Genomic DNA, 17,357 nt, shown 5'->3' with positions numbered 1-17,357 from the left:
GCGGCAACCTGCGGCGATGCATTGACACAGTCACTAAAGCGCTTTAGGGTTCTCGCCAATCACCGGAGGTGACACCGTGCATGTCAATCCGTCCATCGTTCTCGCGCGTCTGCAGCGGGTGGTCCGGGAGCGGCTTCGCCCCAGGCTGTACGAGCCGCTCGCGGACGTGTCGGTGAGCGCCTGGCGGGTCGACGGCGACGGCGAGCCGGTACCTCCCGGGCACGCCCTCGGCCTGGACGTCCTGGCTGACCGGGAGAACCCCGGCTACGTGCCGTTCGCCGTCGGTGACACCTGGGGTCCCGCCTGGGGCACCACCTGGCTGCGTATCGAGGGCCGGGTGCCCGGCTCGGTGCTCCCGGTCGAGCTGGTGCTCGACCTGGGGTGGTTCGACCACTCCGTGGGCGGGCACTGCGAGGGCCTCGTGTACCGGCCCGACGGCATGCCGGTCAAGGCGCTGCACCCGCGTAACGGCTGGGTACGGCTGACCGGCCCGGGCGCCGCGCCGGACGTCCTGGCCGTGGACGGCTCGTTCACGCTCTACGTCGAAGCGGCCGCGAACCCGCTGCTGCTCGGCCTGCCGCCGTTCGTGGAGACCACACTCGGCGAGAAGCCCCGTCCCGACGAGCCGGAGCCGTACCGGCTGGTGGCCGCGCAGCTGTGCGCGTTCTCGCCGGACGTGTTCGCGTTGCTGCGTGATCTGGAGGCGACCGGCGACCTGCTGCCGCATCTGGACCCGGGCGAGCCGCGCTACTGGCGGGTGCTGGACGCGGTGGAGGCGGCGCTCGACGCGACCAACGTGCCGGACGCTCGGGCGGCACTGGCCGACGTCCTCGCCCGGCCCGCACACGCCACCGCGCACCGGGTGACCGCGGTCGGTCACGCGCACATCGACTCGGCCTGGCTGTGGCCACTGCGCGAGACGCGGCGCAAGGTGGCGCGCACACTCACCAACGTGCTGGCGCTGATGGACACCGACCCCACGATGGTGTACGCGATGTCCTCGGCCCAGCAGTTCGCCTGGGTCCAGGCGGACCATCCGGAGCTGTTCGAACGGGTCCGAGCCCGGGTGGCCGAAGGGCGCATCGTGCCGGTCGGCGGCATGTGGGTCGAGTCGGACGCCGTGATGCCGGCCGGCGAGTCGTTGGTCCGGCAGATCAGCTACGGCCAGCGCTACTTCGCCGAGACGTTCGGCCACGAATCCGAGGTGGTCTGGCTGCCCGACAGCTTCGGCTACTCCGGCGCGTGGCCGCAGCTCGCCCGCCGCGCCGGCTACCGCTGGTTCCTCACCCAGAAGCTCTCCTGGAACGACACCACCGTCTTCCCGCACCACACCTTCGCCTGGGAGGGCATCGACGGCACCCGCATCCTCACCCACTTCCCGCCGTCCGACACGTACGCCGCCGAGGTGACCGCGGCCGAGCTCAAGCACGCCGTGACGAACTTCCGGGACAAGACGCGCTCCGACCATTCGCTGCTGCTGTTCGGGTACGGGGACGGCGGTGGTGGCCCCAACCGGGAGATGCTGGCCCGCGCCCACCGCTTCCGCGACCTGGAGGGCGCGCCGCGGGTCGAGCTGCGCGCCCCGGAGAAGTTCTTCGCCGACGCCGAGGCCGAGCTGGGCGACCGGGCGCCGGTCTGGGCCGGTGAGCTGTACCTGGAGCTGCACCGAGGCACGCTGACCTCGCAGATCGCGATGAAGCAGGGCAACCGCCGGGCCGAGGCGATGCTGCGCACCGTCGAGTACCTGGCGACGGCCGCCGCCGTACGCGACGGCGCCGCCTACCCGTACGACGAGCTGGACGAGGCATGGCGCACGGTGCTGCTGCACCAGTTCCACGACATCCTGCCCGGCTCCTCGATCTCCTGGGTGCACCGCGAGGCCAGGGACACGTACGCCCGCCTGGACGCGCGGCTGCGCAGCCTCGTGCCGGGCAGCGGCGCCCCCGGGCGGCTGGTCGGCTGGACCGTGGTACGCGCCGAACCGGCGGTGGCTCCCGGCGCGGACGGTGTGCTGGACAACGGCATCCTGCGCGCCGTCATCGGCCCGGATGGGCACGTGACCACGCTGACCGAACTGCGGACCGGCCGCGAGCTCGTGGTCGAGGGCGGGCAGCTCGGAGTGCTGCAGCTGTTCCGCGACGAGCCGGTGCGCTGGGACGCCTGGGACCTCGACCGGCACGTGCTGCGCAGCCGGGTGGAGCTGACCGGCCCGGTGACCGTCGCGGCCACCGGGGACGCGATCGTCGTCACCCGCCAGCACGGCGACTCGACGTTCACCACCACGTACACGATGCGGCCGGACGCGCCCCGCCTGGACGTCACCGTCGACGTGGACTGGCAGGAGCGCGAGCACCTGCTCAAGCTCTCGCTGCCGGTCGCCGTACACACAATGCGGTCCCGGTACGAAACGCAGTACGGCTCCATCGAACGTCCCACCCACGAGAACACGCTCGCCGACGAGGCCCAGTACGAGGTCTGCTCGCACCGCTGGGTGCACGTGGCCGAGCCGGGACTCGGTGTCGGCGTGGTCAACGACTCCACGTACGGATGCGACGTGCGCCGGGTCCCCGGCGGCACCGACATCCGCCCCACGCTGCTGCGCGCACCGCGGTTCCCTGACCCGGACACCGACCGCGGCCGGCACACGTTCCGATTCGCCGTCCTGGTCGGGGACGAGACGGACACCCGGGCCGCCGCCGACGACCTGAACGCACCGCAGCTCGCCGCGCTCGCCGATGTCGAACCCCTGATGACGCTCGACGTCGAGTCGGGCGCGGCCGTCATCGACTGGATCAAGCTCGCCGACGACCGCAGCGGCGACGTCATCGCCCGCGTTCACGAGACGCGCGGCGGCCGCGCCATCACCCGCCCCAACCTCGGCTTCGACGCCACCGTCACCGAAACGGACCTGCTCGAACGCCCCCTTCCGCCCGATTCCGACCTGCCCGTCGCCCTCCGAGCCGGCCGGCTGGTCCTCGGCCCCTACCAGATCGCCACTCTCCGTCTGACCCCGTCACCGTCCAAGGAGTGCTGATGTCCTTCCGCAAACCCGCCAGATACGTTTTACCGGTCGTCCTCGCACTCGCGCTCGGCGCGTGCGGGATCGGCGGCGGCGCCGACGACTCGGAAACCACCGTCAGCGGCGAGGTGAAAGGCGAGATCACCTTCCAGACCTGGAACCTCAAGGGCAACTACGCCGACTACTTCAACGGCCTGGTCACCGCGTTCCAGAACGCCAACCCGGGCACCACGGTCAAGTGGATCGACCAGCCGCCGGAGGGATACCAGGACAAGCTCTCCGCCGACGCGGCCGCCGGATCCCTCCCGGACGTGGTCGACATCGGCCCGGAGGCGGCGTTCACGCTCGCCAATGCCGGCATGCTCCTCGACCTGTCCAAGACCGACCCCGAGGCCAAGGCGTCGTACCTGCCCAAGGCATGGGACGCCAACGCCTTCCCGTCGCTCGGCGGCACCTACGCGTACCCGTGGTACCTGAACACCGGGCCCTCCTTCTTCAACACGGCCGTGCTGCAGAAGTGCGGCGTGTCGAAGGATCCGCTGCCGGCCACCTTCGACGCGCTGTTCGCGGCGGGCCAGAAGATGGCGGCGACCTGCAAGAGCGATGCCACCATGGTCGGCCGGCTGCCGGCGATCGAGACCTTCGGCGCGTACGGCGTGCCGCTCATGGACCAGGCGGGCACCAAGTTCACCTTCAACGACGCCAAGGCCGTGGAGCTGGTCAGCCACTACCGCAACCTGTTCCAGGCGGGCGGCATGACCGAGGAGACGCTCAACAAGTTGCAGACCGGTGAGGTGGACGCGTTCAAGGCCGGCCGAGTCGGGTGGCTGCCCGGCAGCTCGTACACGCTCAAGGATCTGAAGGCGACGGCACCGAAGGTGGCCGAAACCGTGGCGATCTCGCCGCAGATCACCAACGACAAGCCGAACATGTACATCGAGTCGCTCGCCGTCAACGCGAAGTCCAAGAACGTCGCCACCGCCGTCGCCTTCGCCAAGTTCGCCACCAACAAGGAGAACCAGCTCGCGTTCAGCAAGCAGGCCGCGATCTTCCCGTCCGCCGCCGGCGCGCTCGACGACCCGTACTTCACGACCGACGATGGCACTGACGAGGCCAAGCTCCGGCTGGAGTCCGCCAAGGCCGTCTCCGAGGCGGTCGTCTACTGGCCGGCGGCCTTCTCCTCCAAGAGCGTCGACTACCTGCGGGAGCAGATCGCCCTCGCCGTGCTCGGCAAGAAGGACGTGCAGGCAGCGTTGGACGAGGCCGTCAAGTACGCCGACGCGAGTCTGCCCAAGAAATGACCGCCACCCCCGTCCGCCGGGATACCACGGCGACCGGGACGATGCCGCCGCGAGCCCGCCCGGGCCGCGGCGGCATCGGGCGAACTCACGACCGGTGGTGGACACCATGGCTGTTCCTGGTGCCCGCCCTGGCGATCGTCGTGGTCTTCATCCTGTTCCCGTTCGCCAACACGCTCGCCCTGTCGGCGACCGATGCGACCCTGCTCAAGCCGGGCCAGTTCGTCGGCGCGGACAACTTCGTCCGGCTCTGGCACGACGACCGGTTCCGCACCGCCATGACCAACTCCCTGCTGTACGTGGTCTGCGTGGTCCCGGTCATGGTCGCCGCCCCGCTGGTGCTGGCCGCGCTGGCCAATGGCACCACCCGGATCCTCGGTTTCCTGCGCACCGCGTACTACCTGCCGGTGGTCATGTCGTCGGTGATCGTGGGTCTGATCTGGACCAACCTGCTGGACAGCCGGGGCCTGGTGAACCAGGTACTGGACTGGCTCGGCGTGATCAGCGAGCCGGTGCCGTTCCTCAGTGGCCGCTGGCTGACCCTGCTCAGCGCGATGGTGGTCACGATCTGGACCGGCCTCGGATACTACATGGTCATCTACCTCGCCGCGCTGGCCAACATCGACCCTGCGCTGTACGACGCCGCATCCGTCGACGGGGCCGGGCCGATCCGGCAATTCCTGCACGTGACCGTCCCGGGCGTACGCACCACGTCGGCACTGATCGGGCTCTTCTCCTCGGTCTCCGCCTTCCGCGTCTTCGGCGAGGTGTACATCCTGACCGGCGGCACCGGAGGCGTGGGTGGCCAGAACATCACGATCACCATGCTCATCCAGCAGGAGGGCACCGGCCTGCAGGCCGAGACCGGGTACGCCGGCGCGATCAGCGTGGTGATGTTCGTGGTCCTCGGGCTGCTGCTCGCCGGGCAACTGTGGTTCCAGCGCCGAGGAGGCAGCCGGTGAGCCGTACCCAGAAAACCCTGCGCTACCTAGTGCTGCTCGCGTTCTTCCTGCTGCTGGCCGGGCCGCTGCTCTGGCAGCTCTCCCTGTCGTTCAAAGGCGCCGGCGACGACCTGTACGCCCAGCCACCGCAGGTGATCCCGGCCGACCCCACGACCGGGAACTACACCGGCGTCCTGGACCGTCTGCCCGTACTGCTCTACGTGTTGAACTCCGGGATCGTGGCGCTGCTGGTGGTGGCCGGCAACATCGCGGGTGCGACCCTAGCCGGATTCGCCCTGGCTCGACTGCGCTTCCGGTTCCGTTGCCTGGTCACCGGCCTGTTCGTGGTGGCGCTGCTGGTGCCGATCGAGTCGATCATCATCGCCCAGTTCCTGCTGGTCCGATCCACCGGACTGGCTGACACGCTGCTCGGCGTGGCCCTGCCGACCTGCGTCGCCGCGCTCAACGTGCTGCTGATGCGCAACGGCTTTCAGGTCATCCCGGCCGAGCTGGAGGAGGCGGCCCGGATCGACGGCGCGGGCGTGTGGCGGCGGTTCTGGCACGTCTGCGTGCCGCAGGTCCGCGGCGTGATGACCGTGGTGGCGATCTTCTCGTTCGTCGGCGCCTGGAACGACTTCCTGTGGCCGCTGATCGTGCTCTCCAGCGAGGAGAACTACACCCTGACCCTTGGCCTCAACCGGTTGCGTGGCACCTTCTACTCCGATCCGCGGCTGATCGCGGCCGGCACGATCATCGCGCTGCTGCCGATCCTCGCCGTGTTCGCCCTTCTCCAGCGATACTTCTTTCGCGGCCTGGAAGCAGGCGGCATCAAAGGATGACCTTCGTGCGCACACTTCCCCGTTTCGGCGTCAATTACGTTCCGTCCGGTGATTGGTTCTACTCGTGGTTGTCGCCCCGCTGGGACACCATCCGTCGTGACCTCGACAGCATTGCCGCTCTCGGGCTCGACCACGTCCGGGTCCTGCCGCTCTGGCCGGTGCTGCAGCCGAACCGCACGCTGATCGCCGACAAGGCGCTGGCCGACGTGCGCCGCGTCGTGGAGCTCGCCGGGGACGCCGGGCTGGACGCGAGCGTCGACGTGATCCAGGGGCACCTGTCCAGCTTCGACTTCGTGCCGTCGTGGCTGTCCAGCTGGCACCGGCGCAACATGTTCACCGACCCGGAGAGCGTCGCCGCGCAGGCCGCGCTCGTCAAGGCCGTGCACACCGCCGTCGCGGACCTGCCCGGCTACCTCGGCCTGACGCTCGGCAACGAGGTGAACCAGTTCTCCTCGCCCCCGCATCCGTCGCCGATGCCGGCCACTCCCGACCAGATCAGCACCTGGCTGACCACGCTGCTGGCCGCGGTACCGTCCGGTCGGGGCGTGCGGCTGCACGCCGAATACGACGCCGTCTGGTACCAGGACGGGCATCCCTTCCTGCCGACCCATGCCAGCCGGTACGGCGACGTCACCGCCATCCACTCCTGGATCTTCAACGGCACCGCGCAACACTACGGCGCGATGTCCGGGGCGAGCATCCGCCATGCGGAGTATCTGATCGAGCTGTCCCGAGCGTTCGCGGTCGACCCCGCCCGCCCGGTCTGGTTGCAGGAGATCGGCGCACCGCTGAACTGCCTCGACGAGAGCGACGCGCCCGAGTTCTGCCGCCGCGCGGTGCTCGCCGCAGCCGCGTCCGACGCGCTGTGGGGCATCACCTGGTGGTGCTCGCACGACGTACGTCGCGGTCTGGCTGACTTCCCTGAACTGGAGTACTCGCTCGGGTTGTTCGACTCGAACGGCCGGGTCAAGCCGATCGGCACGGCGTTCGCCGAGGTGGCCGAGCACGTCCGGGCGGGATGGCGGGACGCCGCGCCGGAACCGCGCACGACCGCCGTGCAGATTCCGGCCGACGGTGACGGTGTCCCGGTGAGCCGGGCCGCCCTCGCACCGGGCGGCGCGGTCTTCACCGCCTGGATGGCGGCCGCCCTGCGCGGCGAGCGCCCAGCGCTGGTCCTCACTGGGGCCGCCCACCGCTTCGAACACCTGCTGCCGCCCGTGCCGTCCGATGTTTCCGGCGTCTACAGCGCGGTCAGCGACGCCGACGCGTTCGCCCTGTGATGCCGCTCTACCGCAGGGCGGACCTGCCAGTCGGCGAGCGGGTCCGGGATCTGCTCGGCCGGATGACCCTGACCGAGAAGGTCGGCCAGCTCAACCAGCGCCTGTACGGCTGGCACGCGTGGCGACGCACCCCCAACGGGTTCGCGGTCACCGAGAAACTGGTCGCCGAGGCGCGCCGCTACGGCGGGATCGGGGCCGTCTACGGCCTGCAACGCGCCGACGCCTGGTCCGGGCAGGGCTGGGCGACCGGCGCCACGGCCGACGACGGTGCCGAACTCGCCGCCGAGGTCCAGCGCGCGATCGTCACCGAGTCACGGCTCGGCATACCCGCGCTGTTCGTCGAGGAAGTGCCGCACGGTCACCAGGCCCTCGACGGGACGGTGCTGCCGGTCGCGCTGGCGGTCGCGTCGAGCTGGGACCCGGACCTGTACGAGCGGGCATCCCAAGCGGTCGCCACCGAGGTTCGCGCCCGCGGCGCCCACGTCGCACTGGTGTCCACACTGGACGTCCTGCGCGATCCTCGCTGGGGCCGCGCCGAGGAGACGTTCGGCGAGGACCCGTACCTCGCCGCCGTGTTCACCACGGCCGCTGTACGCGGGCTGCAGGGCTGCGGCGCTGGCGAGCCGGTCCCGGCGGATCGGGTGGCCGTGGTGCTCAAGCACGCCGCCGGGCAGGGCGCGACGATCGGCGGCCGCAACTGGGCCGCGACCGAACTCGGCTGGCGGGAGCTCGCCGAGATCCACCTGCCGCCGGTCCGGGCCGCCGTGGACGCCGGCGCGGCCGGGCTGATGGCCGCCTACAGCGAGGTCGATGGCCTGCCAGTGGCCGCCAACCGGCACCTGCTCACCGATGTGATCCGTGGTGCACTCGGCTTCGACGGTCTGGTGATGGCGGACGGTACGGCCCTGGACCGGCTGCTGCGACTCACCGGTGACCCGGTGTCCGCGGCGGCGCTGGCGTTGCGGGCCGGCACCGACCTGAGCCTGTGGGACGAGGTTTTCCCACACCTGGGCACGGCCGTCGAGCGGGGCCTGTTGACCGAGGAGGAACTCGACCACGCGGTGTCCCGGGTCCTCGCGCTCAAGTTCCGGCTCGGCTTGTTCGACGAGCCCGCCGTACCACCGGCCGGGGTCGACCACGCTCGGCGGGAGGCGGCGCGGCTCTCCGCGGAACTCGCCGCCCGATCCGTCACGCTCTTGCGCGACGACGGCCAGCTTCCGTTGCGCGGCAGGCGGATCGCGGTACTCGGGCCACACGCCGACACGCTGGACCACGCGCTCGGCGACTACACCGCGCCCCAGCGCCCCGACGCCGGAACCACGATCGCGGCGGCGCTGCGGGCCGCCGTACCGGTGGGCACGGAGGTGGTGACCGCGCCCGGCGCGGACATCGCCACCGACGACGAGTCGGCGATCTCCGCCGCGGTGGCTCTGGCCCGGGACGCGGACGTCGTCGTGCTCTGCCTCGGCGGCTCCAGCGCCCGTGACGCCGAAACCCGGTTCGACGTCAACGGAGCGGCCCTTACCGGCGGGCCTCGCTCGCAGATGACGGCGGGGGAGGGCGTCGACCTGGCGGCGCTGCGGGTCGGCGCGGGTCAGTACGCGCTGCTGCGCCGCGTGGCCGCGACCGGCACTCCGGTGGTGGCCGTCGTCGTGCAGGGCCGGCCACATGTGCTCGGCGAGGTGCTGTCCACCGCTGCCGCGTGCCTGAACGTCTTTTACCCGGGGCCGGCGCTCGGCACCGCGGTGACGGATGTGCTGCTCGGCCGGCGGGAACCACAGGGACGGCTGCCGGTGTCACTGCCGCGCGACGCCGCGAGCCTGCCGGTGCACTACAACCACCGCGACCACGACTGGGCCGGATACCTCGACGCGCCGCCCGGACCGCTGTTGCCATTCGGCTCCGGGCTCGGCGCGCACCCGCTCGTGCTCTCCGCGCCGGAATTGCTGCCGGGCAAGCAGGTGAGCGTAACCGAGCTGCGGGCAGGCACTGAGCTCACGTGCCGGGTCTCGATCCGCAACGACGGCCCGGTCCGGGCCTCCACGGTCGTACAGCTCTACCTCCGCCGGATCACGGCGTCGACGTGGCCACGCACCCGCGAGCTGCGTGGCTTCCGGTGGGTCGAAGTCCCGGCGGGCGGGTGCGTGACAGTGGAACTGACGGTCGGCGCCGCACAGGTGAGCGCGGTGGATGACTGCGGACGCCCACAGGTGGAAGCCGGTCTCGTCGAGCTGCAGACCGGCACATCGGTGGCCGACCTTACCGGGGTGCGGCTGTTGCTCACCACCGCCGCGACGGCCGTCGCTCAGCCTGAGGGGGTATCCCCATCGGCTGGGGTACCGCGATCACCGAGTTCCTCACCAGGACCGCCGGAGAGAACGGCCACGCAAGCGCCGCCCGGAACCCGGCCAGCGCAGCGCGCGCTCTGACGCGCGGTCGTGGCGATGCTCGACGGCATCCGAAGGCTGGTCGTGGATCGGATCGTGTCGGCCACCGGCTACGAGCAGGCCCGCTCCGTCGTCGCCGCCCTCGCCGAGGACTGGGCCGCCGCCCGCGACGTCCAGCTCGACCTGCCAGGAACCGGGGGTCTGCAACAGCCCCCCGATCGCCGACGACGACACCATCACCGCCACCGGGAGCGGCTGCTGCGGTCTGACCGGATGCGCCTCGCGCGGATGGTGGCCGCCGACAATCTGGTCGGCGGCCGCCGTCACGCCGGCTACGGGTGGCGGATCTTCGGAGCGTTCGCGATGATTCAGACCGGCGGCTACGACGCCTTCTGCTACTCCTGCGGTCCTGCTTCACCCGATGGCGGTCAACCTGGACGTTTCGGTGGGCCGGCGGCATCCGTACCAACCGGGTCTGGATCGTCCCAGGCTAACGGAAGGAGCTTGCATCCCATGCAGCGAATCACCCTGCACACCCGGCTCAAGCCGGGCAAGGAAAGTGAGTACGACAACGTCCACAAGGTCATCCCCGCCGAACTGGACAGCGCACTACGTGCCGCCGGGGTGCATACGTGGCGGATCTGGCGGGACGGCCGCGACCTGTTCCACCTGGTCGAGGTCGAGGACTATCAGCGGATGCGACACGAGCTGCGCGATCACCCGGCCAATGTGCGCTGGCAGGCCCGGATGGCGCAGTTGCTGAAGGTTGAGGACGACTACTCGGGCACCGACTCGGGGCTGCGCCTCGTCTGGGAGCTGCCGTGACCGGACACCTCGGGAGAACTGCTACGCGCAACGGTTCATCCGCAGCGTCCGTTCCGAGTGCACCGACCGGATCCTGATCTACAACGAACGGCACGCCTGCAGGATCCTCGACGAATATGGGCTCTTCGAAGTTAAGCGGGGTTCGCGTCGGATCGGGTTTGGACGTGAGGCTCGCAGCTCATCGGTGATCATCTGAGTGTCTAAATGTTGTGGGTCAGGACGTTGGTGACGGCGCATAGTGGTGGGCAAGGTTGGTGGCTAGGTCGCGGAGGTGAGCCCTGGCTTCGGTGGGGCCGTGCACAGTGATGGCGCTTTCGAACGGCAGTAATGCTCGCACATCCTCCAGACGCAGGAAGCGGATCGTCACCTTGTGGCCGGTGGGGGACTCTTCATGGTCGTCCCGGACGAGTCGTTGGCCAAAGATCCGTTGCGCTCGCTCGATCTGGGTCTGGTCGATGGTGGCGCTGACCTCTATCGCGTGGTTGTGTTCCCACTGAGCAATGAGCGCTGCAGCGACGGTGGCCAGGGTCTGGTTCTCGCGGATCCGTCGTGGCTGGTCGGCTTCTTTCCACGTCGTGATCCGTTGGAGTCGGTACATCCGTGGCACTCGGGCACAGTCGGCGACGAGGTACCAGGGTGCCGGCCTTGGCGAACAGCCCGTAGGGATCCACGACGAGGTCGCGTGGGCATGACTCGTGTGGGCTGTCGTACTCGATCTGTAGCTGGCGACCTCGCCGCACTGCGCCGATCAGCGAAGCCGGAGTCGTGCCGGAAGCTCGTGCCTGACGCCAGGGACGGATGTCCACGTGCACTACGTCGGTGAGCGGCAGGAGCTCATGAACTCGACGTGACTGTGTAGCGACGATCTTGGAGAGCGCGCGCTGGCTGCCGACCGATGCGTTGAGCTCCGCACGTTGCTTCTCGTCCAGCCCGGTGAGCGACAGATGATCACGCTCGCCCGGCGTGAGTCGCGTGAGGTCGAGCCCGGACCCGGGCAGCATGGTCACGCCTCCGAGGCGGCCCCGGTGTGCGGTCACCGGCAGACCGGCGTCGCGGAGCCAGTTCAGGTCTCGAGTGATGGTTCGAAGGGACACCCCGAGCGCCGAGGCAAGTTCCTGTGTGGTCACGGCATCCCTCGATTCGAAAAGCAACATCAGGGAGAAGAAACGGTCTGGGGTCACCCACCAAGTTTTTCAGGAATTGCGACACGATGCGGCGCATATCCCGGTCAGGCTGGTGGATGCGTACAAACGCCCAGTGAGAAGGAACAACCATGACCACATCCGTCGTGTCCATCGTCTACGTGAACGATGCTCCCGCCGCAGCTCGTTTCTACGGTGACCTCCTCGGCATGAGCCCCTCGTTCGAGACTCCGGGATACATCACCTTCGACCTCGGGCCAGGCGCTGACCTCGCTCTGTGGTCTGGCCAGTTCGAGGATCTGTCACCGGATGTCCCGCGTACCAGTGAGGTGTGCCTGGCCATCGACGGTGGACCCGACGAGGTCAACGTGATCTTTAAGCAGTGGCAGTCCAAGGGCGTCACGATCCTGCGCGAGCCTCATGATGCGGGGTTCGGGCTGACCTTCCTCGCAGCCGATCCTGACGGGAACCGTATGCGCGTCGCACCGCAGGACTGAAAGGCCGCAATGCGGCAGGCGCGCACGATAGGTGTCGCGCCTGCCGTCGTCTGACTTCGAAAGGACGACGAGTGCCGCACGCGAATGCGCCCCTGAGCGTCGAGGGCCGTAGGCGGCTCGTGAAGCGGTGCCAGACACGTCCCATTGCCCACGTCGCCGCTGAGATGGGTATCTCCCGCGCATGCGCCAGCAAGTGGGTAAATCGCTGGCGGCTACACGGTGAAACGGGATTGCAAGACCGGCCGTCGAGTCCGCACCGGAGTCCGAACGCGACTCCAGCATGGGTCATCGAGCAGATCGAGTCACCGCCCGTTGGCCCGGACACATGGTGCACCTGGATGTGAAGAAGGTCGGCCGGATCCCTGATGGCGGTGGGTGGCGGATCCACGGCCGGGACAGCGATCAGGCCAAGATCGCTAGTCGGGCGAAGTCGGCCGGGGCGAAGCGTGGCTACGTCTACCTGCACTCCGTCGTCGATGGTTTCTCACGGCTCGCAGCGGCTCCAGCGCCGCCCACTCGGTGTCGGTCAGGTCATGCCGCCTCGTCACCGCTACAGTGGCCACGAGGTCTCCGTGCTGATGGTCTTCTTCGTCGATGAACCATCTACCGGAGACCTCGTCATTCATCGATCACCGACGCGCCGGGACCCGCTCACCCCTCACCGCGGGCGGACTTTGACACAGGCCCTAGTGTCCTGAGTCGTCAATTCGTTGGCAGTATGCGGCGATTGTTTCGAGGATGTCGTCAGCCGTTTCGGTCCACACGAATGGTTTGGGGTCGGCGTTCCACGCCTCGATCCAGGCGGTGACGTCGGCTTCCAGCGCGGCGACGCTGCGGTGGGCTGAGCGGCGGAGTTTGCGGTTGGTCAGTTCGGCGAACCAGCGTTCGACCAGGTTGAGCCACGACGAGTAGGTCGGGGTGAAGTGCAGGTGGAACCGGGGATGCTTGAGCAGCCACTGCTGGATGGCGGGCGTTTTGTGGGTGGCGTAGTTGCCCAGCACCAGATGCAGGTCCAGTTTGGGCGGGGTCGCCTGGTCGATGGTGCGCAGGAACCGCAGGAACTCCTGGTGGCGGTGCTTGCGCTGGGTCTGGCCGATCACCTTGCCGGTGGCCACATCAAGGGCGGCGAACAGACTGGTGGTGCCGTGGCGCACGTAGTCGTGGGTCACCCGGCCCGGCGCGCCGGGCATCATCGGCAGCATCGGCGCGGTGCGGTCCAGGGCCTGCATCTGGGACTTCTCGTCCACCGCGAGGACCATGGCGGCCTCGGGCGGATCGAGGTACAACCCGACGATGTCACGGACCTTGTCGATGAACAGCGGGTCGTTCGACAGCTTCCAACTGTCGACCAGGTGCGGCTTGAGCCCGAACGCCCGCCAGATCCGCGAGACCGCTGTCTGATTCAGGCCCACCGCCTTCGCCATCGACCGGGTCGACCAGTGACTGTCCTGATCAGATGGCAGCTCCTCAAGCGTCTTCGTAATCACCGCCTCGACCTGCGCATCACCGATCTTCCGCGGCGCGCCCGGACGCGGCTCGTCCCGCAGGCCGTCCACCCGATCGATCACGAACCGTTTACGCCACTTACCCACCGTCGGCAGCGATACACCGCGCCGACGCGACACCTCACTGTTGGACAGACCCTCCGCACACGCCAGCACGATCCGCGCCCGCACCGCCAACGCCTGCGCCGTCTTCGGCCGCCGAGCCAGCCCCTGCAACACCTCCCGCTCCTCGGCGGTCAGTTCCAGCAAGGCCAGCTTCGGACCACGACCATCACCCACACAGACAATCTACCAACGAATTAACGACTCAGCACACTAGTTCGGATGGTCACATGTGAAGAGCTGCGAGCATGGTCAACGATGCGACCCGGCTGCTGGGCTTGGACGGACTGTTAGTGGAGCGGGCCGAGCTGGACGCCGACGGTGTCCCGCTGGTGGACGTGTCCACCGGTGATGAGCAGGCACGATGCTGCCCGCGGTGCGGGCAGCGGGCGACCCGGGTGAAGCAATGGACCACAACCAGGCCGCGGGATCTGCCGGCGGGTGGCCGGCCCGTGTGACTGCGCTGGCGGAAGCGACGCTGGTACTGCCTGACGGTCCGGTGTTCGCGGAAGTCGTTCACCGAGCAGGTGGTGCAGGTTCCGGACCGGTCGCGGTTGACCCGCCGGCTGCGTGAGGCAGTGCACGACAACTCGTCGCCCGGAAAAATTCTTACCCGAATCGCTCGGTCGGCGGCTCTTCTGCGCCTGGCCAACTACGCAGAGTCGCGGCCGTGGCTGCTGCCTTTCCTTGGCGGGTACGTCTTATGCGCTGCTGGGCACCAGTGTGTCGGCGTGGTAAAACTCGGCCGAAGGTCTCTTGACAGCACTGGGTATCGCGTAAGAAATTTTACCACTATCGGTCGTCGGAGCTTGGTGAAGGGTGGTGCCAGAGGTGGTCGACTCCCCGGCGGTGGATGGCGGTGTACTGCAGACTGTGCGTGCCAAGCTGCCGGAGTTCACGGGTGCTTTGCAGCGCGTCGCAGAGCAGGTGGTAGCCGATCCGGCTGGCGCGGCCCGGGCCACCATCGTGGAGTTGGCCGAGCGTAGCGGTACGTCGCCGGCGACGATCACCCGTTTCTGCCGAGCGCTTGGCTTCGAGGGGTACGCCGAACTGCGGCTGGGTATCGCCGAGGAGACGGGTCGGGCTCGCGCGGCCGGTTGGTCGGTGGACATCGGGCGGGAGATCCAGCCGGATGATCCGCTGGGCCGGGTGCTGGGCCAGATCATGGCGGCTGACACGAAGGCGATGCAGGACACCGCGGCGCTGCTGGATCTGCGTGAGGTGGAGCGGGCGGCGGACGCGATCGCCCGCGCTGCCCGGGTCGCCATCTTCGGCGCCAGCGGCAGTGCTCTGGTCGGCGAGGAGATGCAGTTCAGCCTGCACCGCATCGGCGTGCCGGCGTGGGCGTGGACCGATCTGCACAACGGCCTGGCGGCCGCGGCGTTGCTGTTCCGCGGTGACGTGGCGCTGGGCATTTCACACAGCGGCCAGACGCGCGAGACGATCGAGATGCTTGCCGAGTCCGGCGGCCGCGGCGCGACCACGGTGGCGCTCACCAGCTTTCCCCGCTCGCCGCTGGCGGAGTTGGCCGACATCGTACTGCTCACCGCCAGTCAGGCCACCACGTTTCGTCCGGATGCGCTGTCCGCGCGCCATCCCCAGCTCGTCGTGCTCGACCTGCTGTACATCGCAGTCGCGCAGCGCACGTACGACCGTGCACACGCCGCGTTCCAGCGCACCGCGCACGCGGTCGACGGACACAAGCAGCGACCCACCCCGTAGCCAGCCCATACGAACAACCGACCCCCTAATCAGCCCATGAAGGAGCCCTCAATGCCCCCAACCCCCGGTGTCGATCGTCGTACCCTCTTGCGCCGAGCGGCGGCTGTTGGTCTGCTCGCCACTCCGGCCGCCGGTCTGCTCGGCGGCTGCGTTGGCGGAGGTGACGCTGGCGCGCCGCAACAGGCGCAGGGTGAGAAGACCGCGGACAACCCGCTGGGTGTCAAGGAGGACGCCGAGCTCGAGGTGGTCATCTTCAACGGTGGCCTGGGCACCAAGTACGCCACCGACGTGCACATCCCGTCGTACAAGCAGAAGTTCCCGAAGGCGAACGTCAAGTTCTCGCAGACGGAGGAGGTCGCCACCGTTCTGCAGCCGCGGTTCACCAGCAACACGCCGCCGGACATGATCAACAATGCTGGTTCGAAGCTGATGGACCAGGGTGCGCTGGTGCAGGCCGGTCAGGTGCAGGACCTGACCGAGCTGTTCGAGGCCGAGTCGCTGGACCTGCCGGGCAAGAAGGTCAAGGACACCCTCATTCCGGGCACCATCGAGCAGGGCACGTTCAACGGCAAGCCGTACGTGCTGAACTACGCGTTCACCGTGTTCGGGCTGTGGTACGACAGCACGCTGTTCGAGAAGAACGGCTGGGTCCCGCCGAAGACGTGGAGCGAGTTCACGGCGTTGTGTGACAAGATCAGGGCGGCGGGTGTCACGCCGTACTCGTATGCGGGCGCGAACGCCGCGTACTACCAGTACCTGGTGCTCCTGACCAGCGCGGCGAAGATCGGTGGGCCGGACGTCCTCAAGAACATCGACAACCTGGAGGACGGGGCCTGGCAGGTCGACGCGGTGAAGCAGGCCGCGGCGGCGTGGGCCGAGATCGGCGCAAAGTACGGCAACAAGGCGCACCTCGGTCTCAAGCACACCGAGGTCCAGCTCCAGCAGAACCAGGGCAAGGTCGCGTTCTATCCCAGCGGGTCGTGGCTGGAGAACGAGCAGGCCAAGGACACCCCGCCCGGCTTCACGTACGCGGTCATGCCGGTGCCGAGCGTGACCGGCTCGGACAAGCTGCCGCAGACCGCGATCTACGCGGCGGCCGGGGAGATGTACTTCGTCGCGTCCAAGGGTAAGAACCCGCGCGGTGGTATGGAGTACTTGCGGCACATGCTGTCCAAGGCCGGTGCCAAGGGCTTCACCGAGTTGACCAAGGTGCTCACGGTGGTCCGGGGCGCGACTGACGGGCTGACCATCTCGCCCGGCCTCACCAGCAGTGAGGCGATGCTCAAGGCGGCCGGCACAGATTACTTCTCCTACCGGTGGGACACCTGGTACAAGAAGCTGGACGACGAGTGCCGCGCCGCCACCAACGAACTGTTCTTCAACGGCGGTACCGCGGAGAAGTTCTGCGAGCGTATGCAGAAGGCCGCGAACGCGGTGAAGAAGGATCCATCGATCCAGAAGTTCACCCGCTGAGTCACGGGCTGACATCATGCGGCATGGCAAGTACCCGTTCATCGTCGGCTTCTTAGCCGCACCGGTCGCCCTCTACACGACCTTCGTCATCGGCCCGTACCTGCAAGCGTTCTACCTCGCGATGACGAACTGGCGTGGCGTGGCGGCGAACCCGACGTTCATCGGGCTGGACAACTTCCGGCGATTGCTGCAGGACGAGGTGTTCTGGAAGGCTGTCCGGCACCACGGCCTGTTGCTGCTTGCCATGCCGCTGATCACCATCGCGATCGCCCTCATCTTCGCGTTCCTCCTGAACGTGGGCGGTGGGGCGCGCAGTGGGGCGATGGC

General features: G+C 68.6%; 14 protein-coding genes and 3 pseudogenes. 13 read left to right on the top strand and 4 right to left on the bottom strand.

Translation table 11 applies throughout. The annotated features are described in order from the left end of the window. The first annotated feature begins 76 nt into the window (after positions 1–76). The 6 genes from C1I99_RS06990 (at position 77) to C1I99_RS06970 (ending at position 9,806) form a co-directional block, all read left to right on the top strand. Complete coding sequence (locus C1I99_RS06990) at positions 77–3,034, top strand: alpha-mannosidase (protein ID WP_111133377.1); 2,958 nt, start codon at positions 77–79, stop codon at positions 3,032–3,034. Next, positions 3,034–4,320, top strand: coding sequence for an extracellular solute-binding protein (locus C1I99_RS06985; protein WP_111133400.1), 1,287 nt, complete (start codon positions 3,034–3,036; stop codon positions 4,318–4,320). The genes C1I99_RS06990 and C1I99_RS06985 overlap by 1 nt, the downstream gene beginning before the upstream one ends. Next, positions 4,317–5,279 (top strand): carbohydrate ABC transporter permease, encoded by a 963-nt coding sequence (locus tag C1I99_RS33235; RefSeq protein WP_233512377.1) that lies wholly within the window; start codon positions 4,317–4,319, stop codon positions 5,277–5,279. The genes C1I99_RS06985 and C1I99_RS33235 overlap by 4 nt, the downstream gene beginning before the upstream one ends. Next, positions 5,276–6,097 carry a carbohydrate ABC transporter permease gene (locus C1I99_RS33230; RefSeq protein ID WP_199562026.1) on the top strand — a complete coding sequence of 274 codons (822 nt, stop codon included), beginning with the start codon at positions 5,276–5,278 and terminating at the stop codon, positions 6,095–6,097. The genes C1I99_RS33235 and C1I99_RS33230 overlap by 4 nt, the downstream gene beginning before the upstream one ends. A 5-nt stretch (positions 6,098–6,102) precedes the next feature. Continuing rightward, positions 6,103–7,377: a glycoside hydrolase 5 family protein gene (locus C1I99_RS06975; RefSeq protein WP_199562025.1), complete on the top strand. Its 1,275-nt coding sequence runs from the start codon at positions 6,103–6,105 to the stop codon at positions 7,375–7,377. A gap of 62 nt (positions 7,378–7,439) precedes the next feature. Next, a complete protein-coding gene (locus C1I99_RS06970) occupies positions 7,440–9,806 on the top strand; it encodes a glycoside hydrolase family 3 N-terminal domain-containing protein (RefSeq protein ID WP_199562024.1) in 2,367 nt (788 codons plus the stop codon). On the opposite strand, the gene C1I99_RS35170 is transcribed toward C1I99_RS06970, so the two are convergent. Beyond that, positions 9,735–10,091 carry a hypothetical protein gene (locus C1I99_RS35170; protein ID WP_158554024.1) on the bottom strand — a complete coding sequence of 119 codons (357 nt, stop codon included), beginning with the start codon at positions 10,089–10,091 and terminating at the stop codon, positions 9,735–9,737. The genes C1I99_RS06970 and C1I99_RS35170 overlap by 72 nt on opposite strands. Before the next feature lie 186 nt (positions 10,092–10,277). On the opposite strand from C1I99_RS35170, the gene C1I99_RS06965 reads away from it, so the two are divergent. Beyond that, positions 10,278–10,589 (top strand): L-rhamnose mutarotase, encoded by a 312-nt coding sequence (locus C1I99_RS06965; RefSeq protein ID WP_158554023.1) that lies wholly within the window; start codon positions 10,278–10,280, stop codon positions 10,587–10,589. Positions 10,590–10,803: 214 nt separating this feature from the next. On the opposite strand, the gene C1I99_RS33830 is transcribed toward C1I99_RS06965, so the two are convergent. Next, positions 10,804–11,187 carry a WYL domain-containing protein gene (locus C1I99_RS33830; RefSeq protein ID WP_233512376.1) on the bottom strand — a complete coding sequence of 128 codons (384 nt, stop codon included), beginning with the start codon at positions 11,185–11,187 and terminating at the stop codon, positions 10,804–10,806. A gap of 49 nt (positions 11,188–11,236) precedes the next feature. Continuing rightward, a pseudogene (locus C1I99_RS35440) lies at positions 11,237–11,743 on the bottom strand (helix-turn-helix transcriptional regulator); the annotation flags it as partial. 119 nt (positions 11,744–11,862) lie between these two features. On the opposite strand from C1I99_RS35440, the gene C1I99_RS06950 reads away from it, so the two are divergent. Next, positions 11,863–12,228, top strand: a complete 366-nt coding sequence (locus C1I99_RS06950) for a VOC family protein (protein WP_111133374.1) — start codon at positions 11,863–11,865, stop codon at positions 12,226–12,228. Between the two features lie 71 nt (positions 12,229–12,299). Next, positions 12,300–12,724: pseudogene (locus C1I99_RS06945) on the top strand (helix-turn-helix domain-containing protein); the annotation flags it as partial. Between the two features lie 190 nt (positions 12,725–12,914). On the opposite strand, the gene C1I99_RS06940 reads toward C1I99_RS06945, so the two are convergent. After that, positions 12,915–13,988 carry an IS630 family transposase gene (locus C1I99_RS06940; RefSeq protein WP_438941388.1) on the bottom strand — a complete coding sequence of 358 codons (1,074 nt, stop codon included), beginning with the start codon at positions 13,986–13,988 and terminating at the stop codon, positions 12,915–12,917. Positions 13,989–14,083: 95 nt separating this feature from the next. Here C1I99_RS06940 and C1I99_RS35165 point away from each other — a divergent pair. The 4 genes and pseudogenes from C1I99_RS35165 to C1I99_RS06920 form a co-directional block, all read left to right on the top strand. Continuing rightward, positions 14,084–14,413, top strand: a pseudogene (locus tag C1I99_RS35165) (transposase family protein); the annotation flags it as partial. A gap of 253 nt (positions 14,414–14,666) precedes the next feature. Beyond that, the gene (locus C1I99_RS06930) at positions 14,667–15,557 is read left to right on the top strand and encodes a MurR/RpiR family transcriptional regulator (protein ID WP_438941387.1); all 891 of its coding nucleotides are present in this window, start codon (positions 14,667–14,669) and stop codon (positions 15,555–15,557) included. Positions 15,558–15,608: 51 nt separating this feature from the next. Beyond that, on the top strand, positions 15,609–17,030 hold the full coding sequence (ngcE, locus tag C1I99_RS06925) for an N-acetylglucosamine/diacetylchitobiose ABC transporter substrate-binding protein (protein WP_111133371.1): 1,422 nt from the start codon (positions 15,609–15,611) through the stop codon (positions 17,028–17,030). A gap of 16 nt (positions 17,031–17,046) precedes the next feature. After that, the coding region (locus C1I99_RS06920; protein WP_146603911.1) for a carbohydrate ABC transporter permease at positions 17,047–17,357 on the top strand (311 nt) is incomplete at its 3' end.

This window comes from Micromonospora deserti (assembly GCF_003236335.1).
In the GTDB taxonomy this organism is placed as follows: domain Bacteria; phylum Actinomycetota; class Actinomycetes; order Mycobacteriales; family Micromonosporaceae; genus Micromonospora; species Micromonospora deserti.
The sequence above is the reverse complement of the archived record's forward strand: the minus strand, read 5'-3'. Positions and strand labels throughout refer to the sequence as shown.

What these genes read in the sequence shown, in the direction of transcription:
- C1I99_RS06985 (WP_111133400.1), top strand. Translation starts at nt 3,034, where the DNA reads ATGTCCTTCCGCAAACCCGCCAGATACGTTTTACCGGTCGTCCTCGCA.
- C1I99_RS33235 (WP_233512377.1), top strand. Translation starts at nt 4,317, where the DNA reads ATGACCGCCACCCCCGTCCGCCGGGATACCACGGCGACCGGGACGATG.
- C1I99_RS06970 (WP_199562024.1), top strand. Translation starts at nt 7,440, where the DNA reads ATGACCCTGACCGAGAAGGTCGGCCAGCTCAACCAGCGCCTGTACGGC.
- C1I99_RS06965 (WP_158554023.1), top strand. Translation starts at nt 10,278, where the DNA reads ATGCAGCGAATCACCCTGCACACCCGGCTCAAGCCGGGCAAGGAAAGT.
- C1I99_RS33830 (WP_233512376.1), bottom strand. Translation starts at nt 11,187, where the DNA reads ATGTACCGACTCCAACGGATCACGACGTGGAAAGAAGCCGACCAGCCA.
- C1I99_RS06950 (WP_111133374.1), top strand. Translation starts at nt 11,863, where the DNA reads ATGACCACATCCGTCGTGTCCATCGTCTACGTGAACGATGCTCCCGCC.
- ngcE (WP_111133371.1), top strand. Translation starts at nt 15,609, where the DNA reads ATGCCCCCAACCCCCGGTGTCGATCGTCGTACCCTCTTGCGCCGAGCG.